We start from the raw sequence: 17,494 nt of genomic DNA, 5'->3' as shown, positions 1-17,494 counted from the left end.
CTCCTGAGCCTTCATGGGGTCGTGCCCGTTCATGGGGCCAGAACCGACGACAGCGATTTCACTGTCTCGTCCAGTTTGCTCAGATAGGCGCGGTAGTCTTCCTGGCCGCGGAACCCGACATCGGCACCCGCGTTGTTGGTCTGCTCGATATAGGTGGGGTCTTGGGCCATCTCTTGCAGCGCGGCTTCAAGCGTGTCGCGGACCTCTTGCGGGGCTCCTTTGGGCATCACGATGCCGCGGGTCACGTTCAGCTCAAGATCCTGACCCAGCTCTTTGAAGGTCGGCACATCGGGGGCGGCGTCCACCCGGTCGGTCGCGCCGACGGCAAGGAAGGTCAGATCGCCGTTGTCGACGAATTGTTTGGAGGAGCTGATGTCGCCGATCGCCACATCAAGGTTGCCGCCGACCAGCGCGCGCACGCGTTCGCCCGTGCCCTCATAGCCGACGTATTTGAATTCAAGCCCGAAGGCCTGTTCGATCATCGCGGCGTGCAGATGCGGGACGCCGGCCAATGTGACGCCCATCGAGATCTCGCCGGGATGTGCCTTGGCGTAGGTCACGAATTCTTCGAAATTGCTGTAGTTGTCGGATTTGCCCGCCACCAGATATTGGGGCGATGCCGTCATCAGCGCGATCGGGTCGAAGTCATCCCATGCCAGATCGGTGATGCCGGTTTCGGTGGCGACCAGCAGACCTTCGTGCACTTGGCTGATGGTATAGCCATCCGCGGCGCCGCGCGAAGCCTCGCGCAGGCCCACAGTGCCGCCGACGCCGGGCATGTTGATCACGGGCATTTCAGCGCCAAGGAACGGCTGCACGTTGTTGGCCACAAGACGCATCAGCGTGTCAGAGCCGCCACCGGGCGACCAGGGCACGATGAACTCTACCGCGCGCTCGGGGTAGGTGTCGGCTGTGGCGGGGGCTGCAATCAGGCTGGCAGCGGTGAAAAGGGCGGCAAGGCCCGAACGAAACGTCATAGGAGGACTCCCTGTGAGAGAAGCAGCGGTTTATCCGCCACGGGTTTGGTGTCAGTTTCGTGAATAACACAAGAATAACCATATCAAAGCGCGTAATTCTTGCCATTACATTTAGTATATCTTATCTTGAGGTATGGATACACGTCAGCTTGAGACTTTATTGGCCATTAGCCAGCACGGCGGCTTTGCCGCGGCGGCGCAGGCCGTGAACCTGACCGCCTCTGCCGTCAGCCAGCAGATCGCGGCGCTTGAGGCAGAGATTGGCACACAGTTGTTCGACCGCACCCGCCGCCCGCCCGCCTTGACCACCAAGGGCGCCGAAATGGTCCGCTCGGCCCAGTCGATCCTGCAGATCGTGTCGGACACAAAAGCCTCCGTCGCGGGGGAGCAGATGCGCGGCACCGTGGCGCTCGGGTCGTTGCGGACCGGGGCGAATTCACTGATGCCGCAGGCGCTTACGACGCTGCGCGCCAGCTTTCCGTACCTGAACTTTCGGCTGCGGGTCGGTGTGTCCGAGGAGCTGATGAGCGAGGTCGTGTCGGGCCAGCTGGATGCCGCGGTTGTGGCGGATCACGTGGCGGTGCCCAGCAGTCTGCGCTGGACCCCTGTGCTGACCGAACCGTTGATCGTTCTCACACCGCCCGGCACCGGGACGATCACGCTGGATGATTTGATCCGCGACGTGCCCTATATCCGCTATCGCACGCAGGTGCCGCTGGCGCGTCAGATCGACACCGAAATCGCCCGCCTTGGTGCCGCGCCGCGCCAGATCGTGTCGGTGAATACGATGCCTGCCGTGGTGGGCTGTGTGCGCGCGGGTCTGGGCTTTGCCATTATCCCGCAGATCGCGCTGCACGACGCCGAGACAGCCTCGCTTGACTGGTTCCCTTTCGGGGCGCCGCCGATCCATCGCCGTCTGGGGCTGGTGCAGCGGGTCACCTCGCGCCGCGCCGAGGTGCTGGCGGCTTTGGTCACCGCGCTGATCCAGCAGGGGCTCACGGCAGAAGTCTATGATTAGGCCCGCGCGCGCCAGCCCTTACGCCAGATCGCAAGGCCGATCACCGACCCATAGACCACCATCGCGCCGCCGATGGCGATGAAGATGCCGCGCAGGCCTAGGCCGCCGGTTTGCATCAGGATCAGCGCGCCGATCAGCGCCACCGCCATCCTGCTGAGGCTGCTGACCACCGGCCAGACCATATGCCCCGCCCCCTGCGACGCGAAATAGAGCGCGAGACCGAGGGCGAAGAAGGCGTAGAACGGTGCCACGAGCCGGAAATAGCTGCGCCCCGCGTCCAGCGCGCCGGTGTTGGACGGGTCAAGGAACATGCCAAGCCAAAGGTCGGGAAAAACCGCGAGCAGCAGCCCGATACCGCCGACGATCACCGCCGCCGCGCAAGATCCGGTCCAGGCCACGCGCAGGGCGCGGTCCANCTGACCGGCGCCCATATTCGCCCCGACCATCGCCGTCATCGCGGCACCAATGCCAAAGATCACGGGGATCATCAGAAATTCGAGCCGTGCGCCAAGCCCGTAACCGGCCAGCGCNTCTTCGCCGAANCGGCCCACGAGCCCTGTCATCATGATGATGGTGATCGTGGTCAGCAGGGTATTCACCGCCGCCAGNGCCCCNACGCTGAGGATATCGCGGAACATGCNGATNTCGATCCGGCCCANGGCACCGCCAAAGCNAAGCCCCGTGCGCCCCGACAGGATATGCGCCATCGCCAGCACAGCCCCGATAGCAAAGGCGAGCACGACGCCGATGGGCAGGCCCGCCACGCCAAGCGCGGGCAGGGGGCCCCAACCCAAGGCAAAACCGCCCGACAAGGGGATCGAGATGACGGACACCAGCAGCAAGAGCACGGCAGGGGTCTGCATNTCGCCCGTGCCACGAATAATGCTGAGCGAGGCATTGCACAGCCAGATCGCCATGCAGCCGGGAAAGAAGATCAGCGCATAGGTCGCGGCGGCAGAGACGGCATCGGCACCGCCCCCCAGCAGGGTAAAAAANGCCACGCCAAACAGCCCGACCAGAAGGGCCATGATCACGGCAAAGGCACCCGCGATCATCCACGCGACTACTGCTAATGTGGCCGCCCGCGCGCTGTCTTGTGCGCCAAGTGCGCGCGCCACCGCGGCNGAGATCGCCCCNCCGATGGCCCCCGCCGACAGCATTTGCGTCAGCATGACCAGCGGGAACACCAGCGCCAGACCGGCCAGCGCTGTCACCCCAAGGAGGCTGGCGAAATACGCCTCGGATATGCTTTGCACGGTTTGTACGAACATCGCCAAGACATTGGGTGCGGCAAGCTTGGCCAACGTCGGCGCGATTGGTGCCTCAAGCAGGGCGCGGGTCCGGGTGGCGCGAGCCTGCGTCGCGGCGGCGGAAAGGGCAGGGGCGGCGTTNGGGGTGACGCGGGCCATCAGCTGGCCNTGCCGANCTGCGATGTGGCGACCTGATGTGGCATNGTTTCCCCCNTTCGAATGCTTGGAGTGGCGAGTTTTCGCCTCTCGGTTCCTTTTTGGAATGCACTACGGGTAAGTTCTCTTTCAGAACCTGTCAATGCCTGCTAGGATCANGGNATGAAATGGAACGANCTACAGAATGAATCCTGCCCCGTGGCGNGGGGGCTGTCCGTGNTGGGCGACCGCTGGACCATGCTGGTGCTGCGCGATTGTTTTCTGGGCATTCGCCGGTTCGAGCAGATGCAGGACCGGCTGGGGATCACGCGGCATGTGCTGGCGGACCGGTTGCGCAAGCTGGAGGGGGCCGGCGTGCTGCGCCGCGAGGCCTATCAGGAGCGCCCCCCGCGCCACGAATACCGGCTGACCGAACGGGGCAAGGCGCTGTATCCGATGCTGGTGTCGCTGATCGACTGGGCCAACGCTCATGTCCCGATTGAAGGCAGCCCGTCGGTCACGCTGGTCTCGCGCAGTGCGGGTACGCCGATCGCGCCCATGCTGGTCGACCGTGTCACCGGAGAGGAGATTACCCACCGCAGCGTCAGCGCCATTTCGAACGCCGGTGCCANAAAAGCATAGCGGCTTTCCGCCGCCCACCGGGTAAAAAACTTCGAAACCTTCCAGCGCAGGACCGATTGACAGGAAGGGGCNGGTGCATCAACTGTCTCCCATGGCTTTTGAACGCACCATATCTTTCTGGCTGAACGCAGTGGCATGNCTTGCCTTTGCTGCGGCGCTGGTGCTGTTTCCGCCGTCCGCGTCCCACGCGGCGTCGGGGATGCATGACGGGCATTATGCCGCGGTCATGGACGATGTGGCCGATATAACCGCGCAAGACGCCCTGCATGATCATAGCACTATGGATCGTGCCGCTGTCGACAATCACAGTGACAACGCCCCTTCAAGCGCGCCTGACGACAGTGCAGGCAATTGCTGCTACGGGATGTGCCTGTCCATTGTGTTGATGGACCACGCGCATCCNCAAGACGATGCNGTCACTGCGGGCACCTACAAGATCGGCCATGCGCAGGCGCGTTCGCTTGAGGCGCAAGGCTTTCTGCGTCCTCCACATTCCTGATCTGATTTAGACCCGCTTTGGGGTCTTTGCGTCGCGCCAGCGTTCCTGCGCGCGATCCCTAGGAGATCAATCAGGTACATCACATGAAAATCCATTTCGTTTTGGGGGCTTGCACCCTGACCCTTGGCGCCTGCACGCAGGATGTCAGACCCTTGCCCTATACGCCGACACCGCTGCCTGCCGTGGCCACGCAAGAAGCCACGCTCAGCACGACCGTCGTCTCNCCCATCAGCCACCCGAACCCGCTGGCCGGCTANACGTATCGTGGGCCCACNGGTCCGCGTGACTGGCNCACCGTGAANCAAGAACAATCGGAGGGAAACTGATGCACGTCCGTACACTGCCGCTGATCATCGGCTTTCCCCTTGTGCTCGGGGCCTGCGCCACGGCGATCCCAAGCGCTTATACCGACCCCAAAGCCGGCTTTGCCAATGTCGCCAGCCAGATCACGCCCGCGCTTGGTAAACGCACCGTCTTTGCCGAGACCCAAGCCGAAAACGAAGCGGTGAAACGCGAAGTGCGCGCGATGGTGCAGGGCAAGACAATCTCGGCCGATACGGCGGTTCAGGTTGCCTTGCTCAACAACAAGGGGCTTCAGGCGTCCTATGCGAATGTCGGATTGTCCGCCGCCGAAGCATCGCAGCAATCGACGCCGGAAAACCCGATCGTGTCCATTGGCGTGCTCGGGATCGGGGCGCCCGAACTGGGGGCCTACCGTGCGATCGAAGGGTTGATCCGCGCCAATCTTCTGGATGCCACCACGCGTAAACAACGCCGTGCAATCGCTGACGCGAGCTTTCGTCAAGCGCAGCTGACGGCGGTGAACGATACGCTGACATTGGCCAACCAGACCCGTCAGGCATGGGTAAATGCCGTGTCCGCCTTCGAGGTGGTGGGGTATTTGAAACGCGCCAAGGCGACCTCGGACGCCGGATCGGAGCTGGCACGCAAGCTGGGGGAAACCGGCGCGCTCAATAAAGCCGCCCAAGCCCGCGAGCAGGCGTTCAACGCGGAGCTGGCCGGACAGCTTGCCAAGGCACGGCTGGATGCGACCACAGCGAAGGAAGAGCTGACGCGCCTTATGGGGCTTTGGGGGGCTGACGTGAACTACTATGTGCCTGATGCCTTGCCGGGGCTGCCGCGGTCCGTGGGCGGCGTTGCCAATGTCGAAGCCAAGGCGCTGCGCAACCGTGTCGATCTGCGTGTCGCAAAGCTGGGGCTTGAAGCGCAGGCAAAAGCCTTTGGCCTGACAGACCAGACCCGCATCGTCAGCGATCTTGAGATCGTCGCAGGGGCCGAGCTTGAGCGTGAAGCCGAGGGGGACGATATCGAGAAAGAGATCACACCTCAGGTAGAGCTGGAATTCGCGATCCCGATCTATGACAGCGGCAAGGCGCGGATGCGCAAGGCAGAGCTGTCGTATCTGCAGGCGGCGAATGTGCTGGCGGAACGGGCGGTCAATGTACGATCCGAAGCGCGGGGGGCCGAACGGGCCTACCATGCCTCTTACAAGATCGCGCGCCACTACCGCGATGTTCTTGTTCCGCTACGCAAGACCGTCGAGAACGAAGCCCTGCTGTCTTACAACGGCATGATCACCAACACCTTCGAACTGCTGACCGATGTGCGTGAAAAGCTCGGTGCCGAGCTGGAAGCCGCGGATGCGAAGCGGGCGTTCTTTATGGCGCAGGCGGATCTGACCGCGGCCATCTACGGCGGCGGTGCAGGCAGCGGCGGCGGGGGCTCCGAAGGCGCCACGTTGGCCGCTGGTGGCGGCGCAGGACACTGAAAGGAAACGATATGATGAACAGACGTCAACTACTCGGTGCCGGTGCGGCGGGGGCGACACTTGTGTCCTCTCAGGCGTGGGGCAAAACTCTGAACATGGGGCTGCCGGAAGCGGCGCATATGGACAGCGCTGCGACTGCGGTCACGGCGCGCCCCTCGACGGGGGTGGATTACACGCCCGTGGTCACGCTGAACGGCTGGACGCTGCCCTACCGCATGAACAACGGCGTCAAGGAATTCCACCTTGTCGCGGAGCCCGTAGAACGCGAACTGGCCGATGGCATGATCGCGCATCTGTGGGGGTATAACGGCCAGTCCACCGGCCCCACGATCGAAGCGGTCGAAGGCGACCGTGTGCGGATTTATGTCACCAACAAGCTGCCAGAAAACACATCCGTCCACTGGCACGGGCTGATCCTGCCTTCGGGTATGGATGGCGTGGTCGGGCTGAGCCATCCGGGGATCAAACCGGGCAAGACCTTTGTCTACGAGTTCGACCTGACCAAATCCGGCACCTTCATGTACCACCCCCATGCGGATGAGATGGTGCAGATGGCGATGGGGATGATGGGCATGTTTGTCGTCCACCCCAAAGACCCGACGTTCATGCCGGTGGACCGTGACTTCCTGATCATGCTCAACGCGTTCGACATTGACCCCGGTACCTATGTGCCGCGCGTCATGACGATGAACGACTTTAACCTATGGACATGGAACAGCCGGATTTTCCCCGATATTGATCCGCTGGTCGTGAACAAGGGCGACAGGGTACGGGTGCGCGTCGGAAACCTGACGATGACAAACCACCCGATCCACATGCACGGCTATGATTTCAAGGTCACCTGCACCGACGGCGGCTGGGTGCCGGAAAGCGCGCAATGGCCCGAGGTCAGCATCGACATTCCTGTCGGCGCGATGCGCGCCTATGAGTTCACGGCGGACCATCTGGGCGATTGGGCGATCCACTGCCACAAGTCGCACCACACGATGAATGCCATGGGCCACGACGTGCCGACCTTTATCGGTGTCGATAAATCCCAGCTTACCCCCAAGATGCGCAGCTTCAAGCCGGGCTACATGCCGATGGGCACGGCGGGCATGGGGGACATGGGCAAGATGTCGATGGAACTGCCCGAGAACACGATCCCCATGATGAACGGCTGGGGTAAACACGGGCCGATCGAAATGGGCGGCATGTTCTCTGTCGTGAAGGTACGCGACGGCATCGCGCCGGACGATTATTCCGACCCCGGATGGTACGACAACCCCCCCGGCGAGGAAGCCTATGAGTGGACCGGAGAACTACCGGAATTCGCCACGAACAACAGCCCCAAAACGATCCTGACCCCGAAACCAACGCAAAAGGGATAACCCCTTTTGCATCCATATAAAACATTGAAACAATACAGGAAAACACGATGAAAAACCTTCTGATGACCACCGCCTTCGCCATTGCTTTGACCGGCCCTGCCTTTGCGGCGGGTTCCCACTCTGGCGGGCATGATGACGACCACGCCGACAAGCATGCCGAAATGATGGCAGTGGGCAAACCCGGTACGGCGGCTGACGTCACCCGCACCATCGCCGTCACCATGCGCGAGACCGAAGACGGCGATATGATCTTTGAACCCGACAGTTTCGCGTTCGAGCAGGGGGAAACCATCCGCTTTGAGGTCACCAACAAGGGCGAGCTTGAGCATGAATTCGTGATCGATAACGCCGAAGGCAACGCCAAGCACAAGGAAATGATGGCGAAGATGGATATGGAACATGATGACCCCAATTCGGTCCGTCTTGAGGGCGGCCAGTCGGGCGAGGTCATCTGGACCTTTGCCAATGCCGGTACGTTTGAATTCGCCTGCCTGATCCCCGGTCACTATGAATCCGGCATGTACGGCCCCATCGAAGTCAGCGCCAAAGCCGAGGCAGAAACCGAAGCGGCAGAGGTCGTCTATACCAAGGGCACCGTCAAGAAAGTTGACACCAAAGGCGGGAAGGTCACCATCGATCACGGACCTTTGGTCAACCTTGATATGCCCGCGATGACCATGGTGTTTCGCGCCGATGAAACCATGATCGGCAAGCTCTCTGCGGGTCAGAGCATCGAATTCGTCGCAGAGCCCGTCAAAGGCAAGCTGACCGTCGTCGAGTTGAAGTAATCCGCGCGCGGGCTCCGGTCATGTATCGGTGCCCGCCCCATAAGAGGCGAAGACATGAAAACATCGCGTGTATTGCTGTGGGTTGTCCCCTTTGCGTTGCTGACGGCAGCGGCGGGCGGGTGGTATTTCTCGCATCATGATCAACCCGAGACCAGCCCGACCGAGCTTGCGGAGGGTGCCTTGGCACCCGTGAAGGTGCCGGACAGTTTCACCGATCAGGAGCAGCTGGGAAAGCGCGCCTATGATGCGGTTTGCGCGGCCTGCCACGGGGCCAATGGTCAGGGGCAGGACGGCGTCGCACCGCCTTTGGTGCATGTGATCTACGAGCCCAGCCACCACGGCGACCGGGCGTTCCTGCTGGCCGCGCAAAACGGGGTGCGGGGGCATCACTGGCCGTTCGGAAACATGCCTCCCGTCGAAGGGATCACGCAGGCCGATGTGATCGACATTGTGGCCTATATCCGCCGCCTTCAGCGCGAGAACGGGATCGACTAAGCCAAAGGGCCGGGCCCCGAGGTGCGTTACACCCCGGGGGGCCGCGCCGTTTCAGAACATCCGCGAGATCGAGAATTTCACGTTCCGACCCGGTGCCGTGCGGGTCGACAGATGCGGCGTATAGGTTTTGTCGAAAGCGTTCTCCAGCCCGACGCGGAACTGCGTATCCTTGAGGATACCGTTTTGCGGGACATAGGTGGCGCGCAGATTATGGACCCCAAATCCTGCCGAGGTCTCGCCGTCGTCTGTTACGGATGTGTTGCCCACGACCTCCCAGCTCAGGTCAAGCTCTTTGCCGAATTTCTTGCCCACGGTGACCCGCAGACTGTCCGCGGGCAGCAACCGCCAGTCGCCGGAAGAGCCGCCCGGTTCATACTCCGTCCCGCGCACCACATTGGCATTCACGTCAAAGTAAAGACCGGTGTCCAACGCGTAAGAGGCTTCAAGCTCCAGCCCCGAGGTTTCGACCCGGTCCAGCGCCGGTGCAGGCGGGCGCACCCCCGANACCGAATAGCTGCTGACATCGGTCAAGGTGGTCTCGTAGTAGACNCCCTTGATCGCGAATTGGTCCCCNNTGCGGAACAGATCATGNCGGTCAAACGAGGCGCCGATCTCGTATGTNTCGGCCTTCTCGGATGAGGTGATCGCGGCATCGGTGCCCAGATGGTCGATCATCGGCAGCACTTCGGTATAGGCGGCACTGGTGAACAGGGCCAAACCATTCCCGAAGGCATAGCGCACCGACAGCCCGCCCATCAGCGCGTTGTTATCATAGGTGCCATCATTCGGGGCCGCTGATCCGGTGATCTTCGACGTCTCGTAGCGCAGCGCCGGTGTCACGGTCCATGCATCGCCAATGCGCATATCGTCCACCGCATAGACAGCGACGCGACGGTCCTTGCCGCCGGGGGCGTTGCTGGCATCAAGGCGTTCTTTGTGGATCAGTTCAAGCCCGGTCCGCAGATCATGGGAGACAACGCCTGTGGTGAACAGGCTTTGGTTTTTAAACGCCAGTTTCGTTGTTTGATACCGATGATCCGCATTCGCCAAGGCAAGAACACCGGCCCCTTGCGGGGTGCCTTCAAGGGGGGAGCTGCCCGAGACATAGCTTTGGTCGATCTGTTGGTCGGCGTAGGATAGCACGACATCAAGGTTCACCAGATCATTGTCAGCCGGGTTGAAGTTGTACGTGAGCACCGCGGTCGTAGACTCCGTATCGCGGTCAACGGTGCCAAAGGAATCCGCAGTGGTGGTAAAGCTGTCAAAGGGCACGTCGCGATCGCTTGCGGTGGTGTGCGACAGGCTGAAGGTCAGCGATTGATCGCGGTTCTGGCCAAAGCTGTATTTTGCCTTGATCAGACCCGACGGCAGGGTGAAGGCGCTGTTACCGATAGTCGCCCCGTCNCCATCCACCTGATCGTTCTGGTCGCGCCACGTGTAGTTCAGCANAAANTCCATATCTTCGGTCGGTTGCCACGCCAGCACGCTGGAAGACGTGATGCCGTCGCCGTTCGTGCTGAACTCCAGCGTTTGACCCAGCACATAGCCAAGCTCACCGCCCGTCAGATCCGACGCGTCTTTCGTCTCAAGCCGGACGACNCCGCCCACGATNCCGGATCCGTATTCAAAGCTGCCGACGGANCCGCGGATCACATCGACCGACTTNTAAAGGAACGGATCGGTGAACAGCTGGGTGCCGATCCGGTAAAGCCGCTCTGCCCCGGTGGTGGCCCCGTCGATCTGCACGGCGACTTTGGAATCCGCACCGTAGATATCGTTCGCGCCGAAGCCGCGGATGTTGATGCCGGACCCTTGCGGGGTNGACCCGTTCACAAGGCTCACGCCGGGAACTGAATCGATCAGCTCTGCCACGGTGCCCGCCNGACGGTCGTCGATCTCCTCTTGGTCGACTGTGGTGATGGATACTGCCGTATCGGTCTGCACCTCGCGTTTGCTNTCGCCCAGAACGAGCGTGCCTAGAAAGCCCTCCTGCGCGGCGAGGGGGAGCGGGGTGAGGGAAAGAAGTATCAGGCTTGTCGTACCCCTCAATAGGGCACGGGTTCCAGNGGCTTTGGTCATCGAAGACATCCTTGCAAGCAATAGGTTTGACGGAATGCTTGCGAGGGGCTGGCGGTGAAAAAAGGGGCGTAGANGGGNNGCGCTCTTGCGGGTTCTAAAAAGACCGACTAAAAGTGTCAACATTAAAGGGCAGGTTCTGATCTGCGCCTTTGCCAGCGGATGCCCGACGCGCGTCGCCAGCCCCCTCTCNNTNAATCTATATGGCGAAGGTGCTGCATGACCCATTCNGTTCCCCCGACCCCCGAGGATATNCGCGCCTTCCGCGCCGACCACGCNNAGNTGCGCGAACGTGATGTGGCCGACAAGCTCAAGATCAGCGAGGCGCAGTTGCTGGCGGCCTATACCGGCGATGGCGTGCGGCGTATCAATGCGCACCCCGACNAGATCATGCGCGCCGCCCAGACCCTGGGCGAGGTTATGGCGCTGACCCGCAACCCGTCCTGCGTGAACGAAAAGGTCGGCACCTATGATAACTATCACCCCGGTCCCCATGCATCGATGATCCTCACCGATGACATCGACCTGCGNCTCTTTCCCAGCCGGTGGCATCATGCCTTTGCCGTAGAGAAGCAGACGGACGCCGGTACGCGCCGCAGCCTGCAGGTGTTCGATGCGGCGGGGGATGCNGTACATAAGATNTTTCTGCGCGANGGGTCCGANGTGGCGGCCTTTGATCGCGCCAAAGCGGGGCTGACGCTGGAAGACCAATCCCCCACCCTTGACGTGGTNCCGCGCGACCCTGACGAGGTGCCGAAATCTGATCTGTCGAAGCTGGACATCCTGCNAAAGGAATGGGCGCGGCTGACCGACACGCATCAGTTCTTGCGCCTGACCTCCAAGCTCAAGATGAACCGCTTAGGGGCCTACCGCATCGCGGGCGANCCCTTTGCACGCGCTTTGCAGCCTTCTGCTGTCGATGCCATGCTGCATCAGGTGGTCGCGCAAGAGCTTGAGATCATGGTCTTTNCCGGCAATCGCGGGTGTATCCAGATNCATTCGGGCCCNATCACCACGCTGAAATCCATGGGTCCGTGGCAGAATGTGCTGGACCCCCGCTTTAACCTGCATCTGCGGCTTGATCACATCGCCGAGGTCTGGGCCGTCGACAAGCCCACNCAACGCGGCCCCGCTGTTTCGGTCGAGGCCTTCAACAAGGACGGGGGGCTTATCCTTCAGGTCTTTGGCGTCGGCAAGGAAGGGCGCGATTGTCGTCCCGCATGGGGCAAGCTTGTCGCGGGGCTGGAGAGCCTGAACGTCGAGGTGCCCGCATGATCCGCGCTTTCACGACCGCTATCAGCGTCGCGGCGCTTGGCCTGATTACAGCACTGCCCGCCACGGCACAGGAACCCACAGGGGGCGTCGTNTCCATCGGCGGCGCGGTGACAGAGATCGTNTTTGCCCTCGGCGCGCAGGACCAGCTGGTTGCGCGGGATACGACCTCTAGCTATCCGCCTGAANCCGCTGCCTTGCCGGACGTGGGCTATATGCGCGCGCTCTCGCCCGAAGGGGTGCTGGCCACAGGCCCCAAGCTGATCATCGCCGAGGAAGGTGCCGGACCGCCCGAAACAATCGAGGTGCTAGCGCAGGCGGATATCCCCTTTGTCANCGTCCCTGACGACTATACCGCCGAAGGGGTCAGCGCCAAGATACNCGCCGTCGGGCAGGCNCTTGGGAAAGNGCCGCAGGCCGAAGCGCTGGNTGCTGAAGTGCANCAAAAGCTGGCAGNNGTNTCCCGNGCGACGCAAGACCGGCCCGCGGCAGAGCGCAANCGCGTGATGTTCATCCTCAGCACCCAAGGCGGGCGGATCATGGCGTCGGGCACGGATACGGCAGCCGCGTCGATGATAGATCTGGCTGGCGCGGTGAATGCGGTCACGGGGTTTGCGGGCTACAAACCCATCACGGACGAAGCCGTGCTGGCCGCAGCCCCCGATGTGCTGGTGATGATGGCGCGTGAAGGCGATCACAACAGCACCGAGGCAGAGCTTTTCGCGATGCCTGCCATATCCGTCACCCCTGCGGCGAACAGCCGATCGGTGGTGCGGATGGACGGGCTTTATCTGCTGGGGTTCGGGCCGCGCACGGCAGATGCGGTCGCCGATCTGCACGCCGCGCTTTACGCCGACTGATCCGATGACAGCACTTGCAGATTTCGCCCCGCCCCGCGACCGCCGTCGTGCCGCGCGCAAGTCGCATCTATGGCTGGCGGCTGTTCTGGCAGTCGCCGCCATCAGCAGCCTTGCGATCGGGGCGTCGGGCACATCGCTGTGGCATGCCCTGGCCAAGATCGTGACCGGTGCGCCGCTGACGCAGCTTGAACGGGTAGTGCTTTGGGATATCCGTTTGCCGCGGCTGATCATGGGCATCTGTGTCGGGGCCGCGCTGGCTGTGTCAGGCGCGGTGATGCAGGGGCTGTTTCGCAACCCGCTCGCGGANCCGGGNCTGCTTGGGGTNAGTGCGGGTGCCGGATTGGGCGCGATCGTGGCAATCGTTCTGGGCGGGCTGTTGCCGGCGGCTGTGCTCACCGTGGCGGGCTTTTGGCTGATCCCGCTGGCGGCCTTTCTGGGCGGATGGGCGGCAACCTTGCTGCTGTATCGCGTATCGACGCGGCGCGGGCGCACCTCTGTCGCGACGATGCTGCTGGCGGGCATTGCCTTGGGTGCGCTGACAGGGGCCTTGGGCGGGCTGTTGATCTATTTCGCCGATGACACGCAGTTGCGCGATCTGACGTTCTGGGGGCTCGGCTCGCTTGCCGGTGCCACATGGACCAAGGTCGCCATCGCGGGGCCGCTGATCCTTCTGGCGACGGGTGTGGCTATGCGCTTGGGCGGCGGGCTGAACGCACTCGCTTTCGGGGAGGCAACCGCCGCGCATATGGGGGTGCCGGTGCAGCGGGTAAAGCATACCGCCATCCTCACGGTCGCCGCCGCCACCGGTGCCGCGGTCGCTATGTCCGGCGGGATCGGTTTTGTCGGGATCGTCGTGCCCCATCTGTTGCGTCTTGCCACGGGGCCGGATCACGAACCCCTGCTGGTGAACGCTGCACTGCTGGGAGCCACGCTGTTGCTGACCGCCGACATCATCAGCCGCGTGATTATTGCGCCGGCGGAACTGCCCATCGGGTTGATCACCGCCATTCTGGGCGCACCGGTGTTTTTCTGGATCCTACTGCGGCGCCGTGGGTTGGTGGACCTGTGATGCTGCGCGCCTGCGATATTGTAGCCCGTATCGGCAAGAAGGAGATTCTGCACGGGGTCAGCTTCACCGCCCCTGCCGGCGCGCTTACGGCGATTGTCGGGCCCAACGGGTCGGGCAAATCAACGTTGCTCAAGGCGATCACGGCCGAGGTCGACTTCACCGGCCGCATTCTGCTGAATGGCGAAAACGTCGCCGATCTGCACCCGTGGGAACTTGCCGCCATGCGCGCGGTGCTGCCGCAGTCAGCCACGCTTGCGTTCCGCTTTACCGTGGCCGAGGTCGTGCGCATGGGGCTACGACGCGGCATATCGGGACACCGCGACGATATCCCCGCCCGCGCCCTGCATGCCGTCGGGCTAGAGGGCTACGCAGACAAGCTTTATCAAGAGCTTTCCGGCGGAGAGCAGCAACGCACGCAGCTGGCGCGCGTGCTCTGTCAGGTTTGGCATCCGGTGCAGAACGGCTTACCCCGTTGGTTGCTGCTGGACGAACCTGTTGCCAGTCTGGATATCGGCCATCAGCTTATGGTGATGCGGCTTCTCAAAGATTTCGCCAATCGCGGCGGCGGCGTGGTCGCGGTCATGCATGATCTGAACCTGTCGGCCATGTTCGCTGATCACATGGCGATGATCAAAGACGGCCAGATCCTGAAGCACGGCGCGCCCGCCGACGTGATGCAAAACGCCATCCTGTCCCAAGCCTATGGCTGCACCCTGACCGTCAATACGCCCGCCGCAGCCGGTCAAAGCTATATCCTGCCACACGTCGCGCAGGAGCGTATGCGGTAGGGGCGGGACCACGCCAGCGCGCTGACATATATATCGGTTGACGTATGAGCTTCGACAGAATGACGTAAATGTGACACTACACCTAGACACCAGCGTCTGACGGTCTATGTCAACCGACACACCGCACCAATCACCCAGGACAAACCATGCCGACACAGCCCACCGATAAGATGGCGACAGAGCTTTTGCATGTGCAAGAGGAGCTGGCGGCAAAGAATGTTGACGCGGATGCGCCGAAGAAACAGGCGCAGCGGGCGTCGCATCGCTTGAACTTCCTTGAAGCGATGATGGAGACGGTGCCCGTCGGGGTCGTCATGGCCGATGCCGAAGGCAAGATTATCTACGGCAACAGCCACGTCGAAAAGATGGTGCGCCATCCTGTGTTGCATTCGGACGACGTGAACGCCTATGGCGAATGGGTATCGTACCACGCTGATGGGTCCCGTGTACAAAGCCACGAGTACCCTTTGGCGCGGGTGATCCAGAACCGCGAGGACCATGTCGAGATCGACGTGGATTATCAGCGCGGCGACGGCACCCGTTTTTGGATGCGGATCATCGGCGAGCCAGTGCTCGACGGGGAGGGGGAGCGGATCGGGGCGACCGTCGCCCTGATTGATATCGACGAAGAGCGCCGCTTGCGCGAGGCGCAGAACATCCTGATTGCCGAGTTGAACCACCGTGTGAAGAACGCATTTAGCGTGGTGAAATCCATCGTCAGCCAGTCGCTGCGCAAGATGAGCATTCAACGCGGTATCCGTGAAACGATTGACCAACGGCTTAACGCCTATGCGACGGCCCACTCCAAACTGGTGGGCACCACTTGGGACCGTGCTGCGATTGGTGCCGTGGCTGCCGATGTGCTCGACCCTATAGGCGGCGGTCGGATCACGTTGACGGGGCCGGAGGTAGAGGTGCCATCGCGCCAGGCGCTGTCCTTGTCGATGGCATTTTACGAACTGGCAACAAACGCGATGAAATACGGCGCCCTGTCGGTTCCTGACGGTGTTGTGAACTTATCTTGGGAACAAGGAAGTACCGCCGAGGGTTCCCCCCTTGAACTCCACTGGGTGGAAAAGGGCGGCCCTGCCGCCGAGAAACCCAGCGAGACAGGTTTTGGTAGCTTCATCACAGGGCGTGCCCTCGAGGCGGAAACGGGCGGGAAAATCGATACGGTTTTCGGGCCANATGGATATGAATGGCATTTGAAGATGCCGCAACAGACGGAAGAGCAGGCAGTAGAATGACAAATCAACCTCAGAATATTTTCATCGTCGAAGATGAGGTCGTGGTCGCATTCGAGATGTCCGACCTGCTGGAAGACATCGGCTTTAACGTCGTCGGCCCCAGTATCCATCTGGAAGACGCCAAGGAAAAAGCGCGCGACGGCGATATTGATATCGCCTTTCTTGACGTGAACCTTGGACGCAACAAGACATCGAAACCCGTGGCGGATATCCTGCGCGAACGGGGTATCCCTTTTGTGTTCATCACCGCATATGACGCCGACCAGATCAGCTTTCTCGGGCCGGATGACCGTGTGGTGAAAAAACCCGTGAGCAGCCAGAAGCTGATCGAGACGCTGCGCCGCGTCTACCCAAGCCTAGAGACCGAGTAAGCGCAGACAGGAAACCCCGCAGGCAAAAACCCGCGCGCCGCGACACTGCGGCGCAGGGCAGGGATGCTTTGCCCCCGTGACATCGGCCGTATGTGAACATATAGTGAACATATGGCTAAGCAATCTGTAGAGCAAAAACTGGCAATCCTGAGCGACGCGGCGAAATATGACGCGTCCTGCGCCTCTTCGGGGTCGACGAAACGCGACTCGCGCGATGGCAAGGGCGTCGGGTCGAACGAGGGGTCGGGCATCTGTCATGCCTATGCGCCGGACGGGCGCTGTATTTCGCTTCTGAAAATCCTGATGACGAATTTCTGCATCTATGATTGCAGCTATTGCATCAACCGTGCCTCGTCCAACGTCACTAGGGCGCGGTTCAGTGTCGATGAAGTGGTGAAGCTGACCATCGAATTCTATCGCCGCAATTATATCGAAGGGCTGTTCCTATCCTCGGGCGTCATCAAGTCGCCCGATGCGACGATGTCGGACATGGTACAGATCGCGCGCAAGCTACGCCACGAAGAGAATTTTCGCGGCTATATTCACCTGAAAACCATCCCCGACGCCGCGCCAGAGTTGATTGCCGAAGCAGGGCTGCTGGCAGACCGGCTGTCGATCAACGTCGAGCTGCCCACCGATGCCGCCGTTCAGCAATATGCGCCCGAAAAGAAGCCCGATCAGATCCGCAAAGCGATGGCCGATTTCCGGCTGCGTAAAGAGGTGTCGAAAGACACATCCCACACCGGCAAGCGCCCGCCGCGGTTTGCGCCTGCGGGGCAGTCGACGCAGATGATCATCGGGGCGGACGGGTCGAATGATGCGGCCATTCTGGGCCAGTCGACGCGGCT

The 17,494-nt window shown here is 61.8% G+C and carries 16 protein-coding genes; 13 read left to right on the top strand and 3 right to left on the bottom strand.

What is annotated here, in order from left to right; translation table 11 throughout:
• Positions 1-29: 29 nt before the first annotated feature.
• A complete protein-coding gene (locus CBB63_RS07710; RefSeq protein WP_286698732.1) occupies positions 30-977 on the bottom strand; it encodes a Bug family tripartite tricarboxylate transporter substrate binding protein in 948 nt (315 codons plus the stop codon).
• Between the two features lie 133 nt (positions 978-1,110).
• Here CBB63_RS07710 and CBB63_RS07705 point away from each other — a divergent pair, with 133 nt between their 5' ends.
• Complete coding sequence (locus tag CBB63_RS07705) at positions 1,111-1,995, top strand: LysR family transcriptional regulator (RefSeq protein WP_114865456.1); 885 nt, start codon at positions 1,111-1,113, stop codon at positions 1,993-1,995.
• Here CBB63_RS07705 and CBB63_RS07700 read toward each other — a convergent pair.
• The gene (locus CBB63_RS07700; protein ID WP_286698731.1) at positions 1,992-3,404 is read right to left on the bottom strand and encodes an MATE family efflux transporter; all 1,413 of its coding nucleotides are present in this window, start codon (positions 3,402-3,404) and stop codon (positions 1,992-1,994) included. The two genes, CBB63_RS07705 and CBB63_RS07700, sit on opposite strands and share 4 nt — an antisense overlap.
• Before the next feature lie 159 nt (positions 3,405-3,563).
• On the opposite strand from CBB63_RS07700, the gene CBB63_RS07695 reads away from it, so the two are divergent.
• The 5 genes from CBB63_RS07695 to CBB63_RS07670 all read left to right on the top strand — a co-directional run bounded on the left by CBB63_RS07695 (position 3,564) and on the right by CBB63_RS07670 (position 8,963).
• Entirely contained in the window at positions 3,564-4,022 is a 459-nt protein-coding gene (locus CBB63_RS07695; protein ID WP_286698730.1) for a winged helix-turn-helix transcriptional regulator, read from the top strand.
• A gap of 824 nt (positions 4,023-4,846) precedes the next feature.
• Positions 4,847-6,310 carry a TolC family protein gene (locus CBB63_RS07685; protein WP_114865460.1) on the top strand — a complete coding sequence of 488 codons (1,464 nt, stop codon included), beginning with the start codon at positions 4,847-4,849 and terminating at the stop codon, positions 6,308-6,310.
• Positions 6,311-6,321: 11 nt separating this feature from the next.
• On the top strand, positions 6,322-7,680 hold the full coding sequence (locus CBB63_RS07680) for a multicopper oxidase family protein (RefSeq protein WP_107277643.1): 1,359 nt from the start codon (positions 6,322-6,324) through the stop codon (positions 7,678-7,680).
• A 47-nt stretch (positions 7,681-7,727) separates the two neighbouring features.
• Complete coding sequence (locus CBB63_RS07675) at positions 7,728-8,468, top strand: copper-binding protein (RefSeq protein ID WP_132998065.1); 741 nt, start codon at positions 7,728-7,730, stop codon at positions 8,466-8,468.
• A gap of 54 nt (positions 8,469-8,522) precedes the next feature.
• Entirely contained in the window at positions 8,523-8,963 is a 441-nt protein-coding gene (locus CBB63_RS07670) for a c-type cytochrome (RefSeq protein ID WP_114865462.1), read from the top strand.
• Positions 8,964-9,014: 51 nt separating this feature from the next.
• Here the strand turns inward: CBB63_RS07670 and CBB63_RS07665 are convergent, their stop codons facing one another.
• A complete protein-coding gene (locus tag CBB63_RS07665; RefSeq protein ID WP_286698728.1) occupies positions 9,015-11,042 on the bottom strand; it encodes a TonB-dependent receptor domain-containing protein in 2,028 nt (675 codons plus the stop codon).
• A gap of 216 nt (positions 11,043-11,258) precedes the next feature.
• On the opposite strand from CBB63_RS07665, the gene CBB63_RS07660 reads away from it, so the two are divergent.
• The 7 genes from CBB63_RS07660 to CBB63_RS07630 form a co-directional block, all read left to right on the top strand.
• Positions 11,259-12,314 (top strand): hemin-degrading factor, encoded by a 1,056-nt coding sequence (locus CBB63_RS07660; protein WP_286698727.1) that lies wholly within the window; start codon positions 11,259-11,261, stop codon positions 12,312-12,314.
• Positions 12,311-13,171, top strand: a complete 861-nt coding sequence (locus CBB63_RS07655) for a heme/hemin ABC transporter substrate-binding protein (protein ID WP_286698726.1) — start codon at positions 12,311-12,313, stop codon at positions 13,169-13,171. The genes CBB63_RS07660 and CBB63_RS07655 overlap by 4 nt, the downstream gene beginning before the upstream one ends.
• Before the next feature lie 4 nt (positions 13,172-13,175).
• Positions 13,176-14,240, top strand: coding sequence for a FecCD family ABC transporter permease (locus tag CBB63_RS07650; RefSeq protein WP_286698725.1), 1,065 nt, complete (start codon positions 13,176-13,178; stop codon positions 14,238-14,240).
• On the top strand, positions 14,240-15,028 hold the full coding sequence (locus CBB63_RS07645) for a heme ABC transporter ATP-binding protein (RefSeq protein WP_286698724.1): 789 nt from the start codon (positions 14,240-14,242) through the stop codon (positions 15,026-15,028). Before CBB63_RS07650 ends, CBB63_RS07645 begins: the two co-directional genes overlap by 1 nt.
• Positions 15,029-15,174: 146 nt before the next feature.
• Entirely contained in the window at positions 15,175-16,275 is a 1,101-nt protein-coding gene (locus CBB63_RS07640; protein WP_286698723.1) for an HWE histidine kinase domain-containing protein, read from the top strand.
• Complete coding sequence (locus CBB63_RS07635) at positions 16,272-16,646, top strand: response regulator (protein ID WP_005848648.1); 375 nt, start codon at positions 16,272-16,274, stop codon at positions 16,644-16,646. The genes CBB63_RS07640 and CBB63_RS07635 overlap by 4 nt, the downstream gene beginning before the upstream one ends.
• 111 nt (positions 16,647-16,757) lie before the next feature.
• The coding region (locus tag CBB63_RS07630; RefSeq protein WP_286698722.1) for a putative DNA modification/repair radical SAM protein at positions 16,758-17,494 on the top strand (737 nt) is incomplete at its 3' end.

It is taken from the genome of Sulfitobacter sp. TMED3, assembly GCF_002167505.1.
Classification (GTDB): domain Bacteria; phylum Pseudomonadota; class Alphaproteobacteria; order Rhodobacterales; family Rhodobacteraceae; genus Sulfitobacter; species Sulfitobacter pontiacus.
The sequence above is the reverse complement of the archived record's forward strand: the minus strand, read 5'-3'. Positions and strand labels throughout refer to the sequence as shown.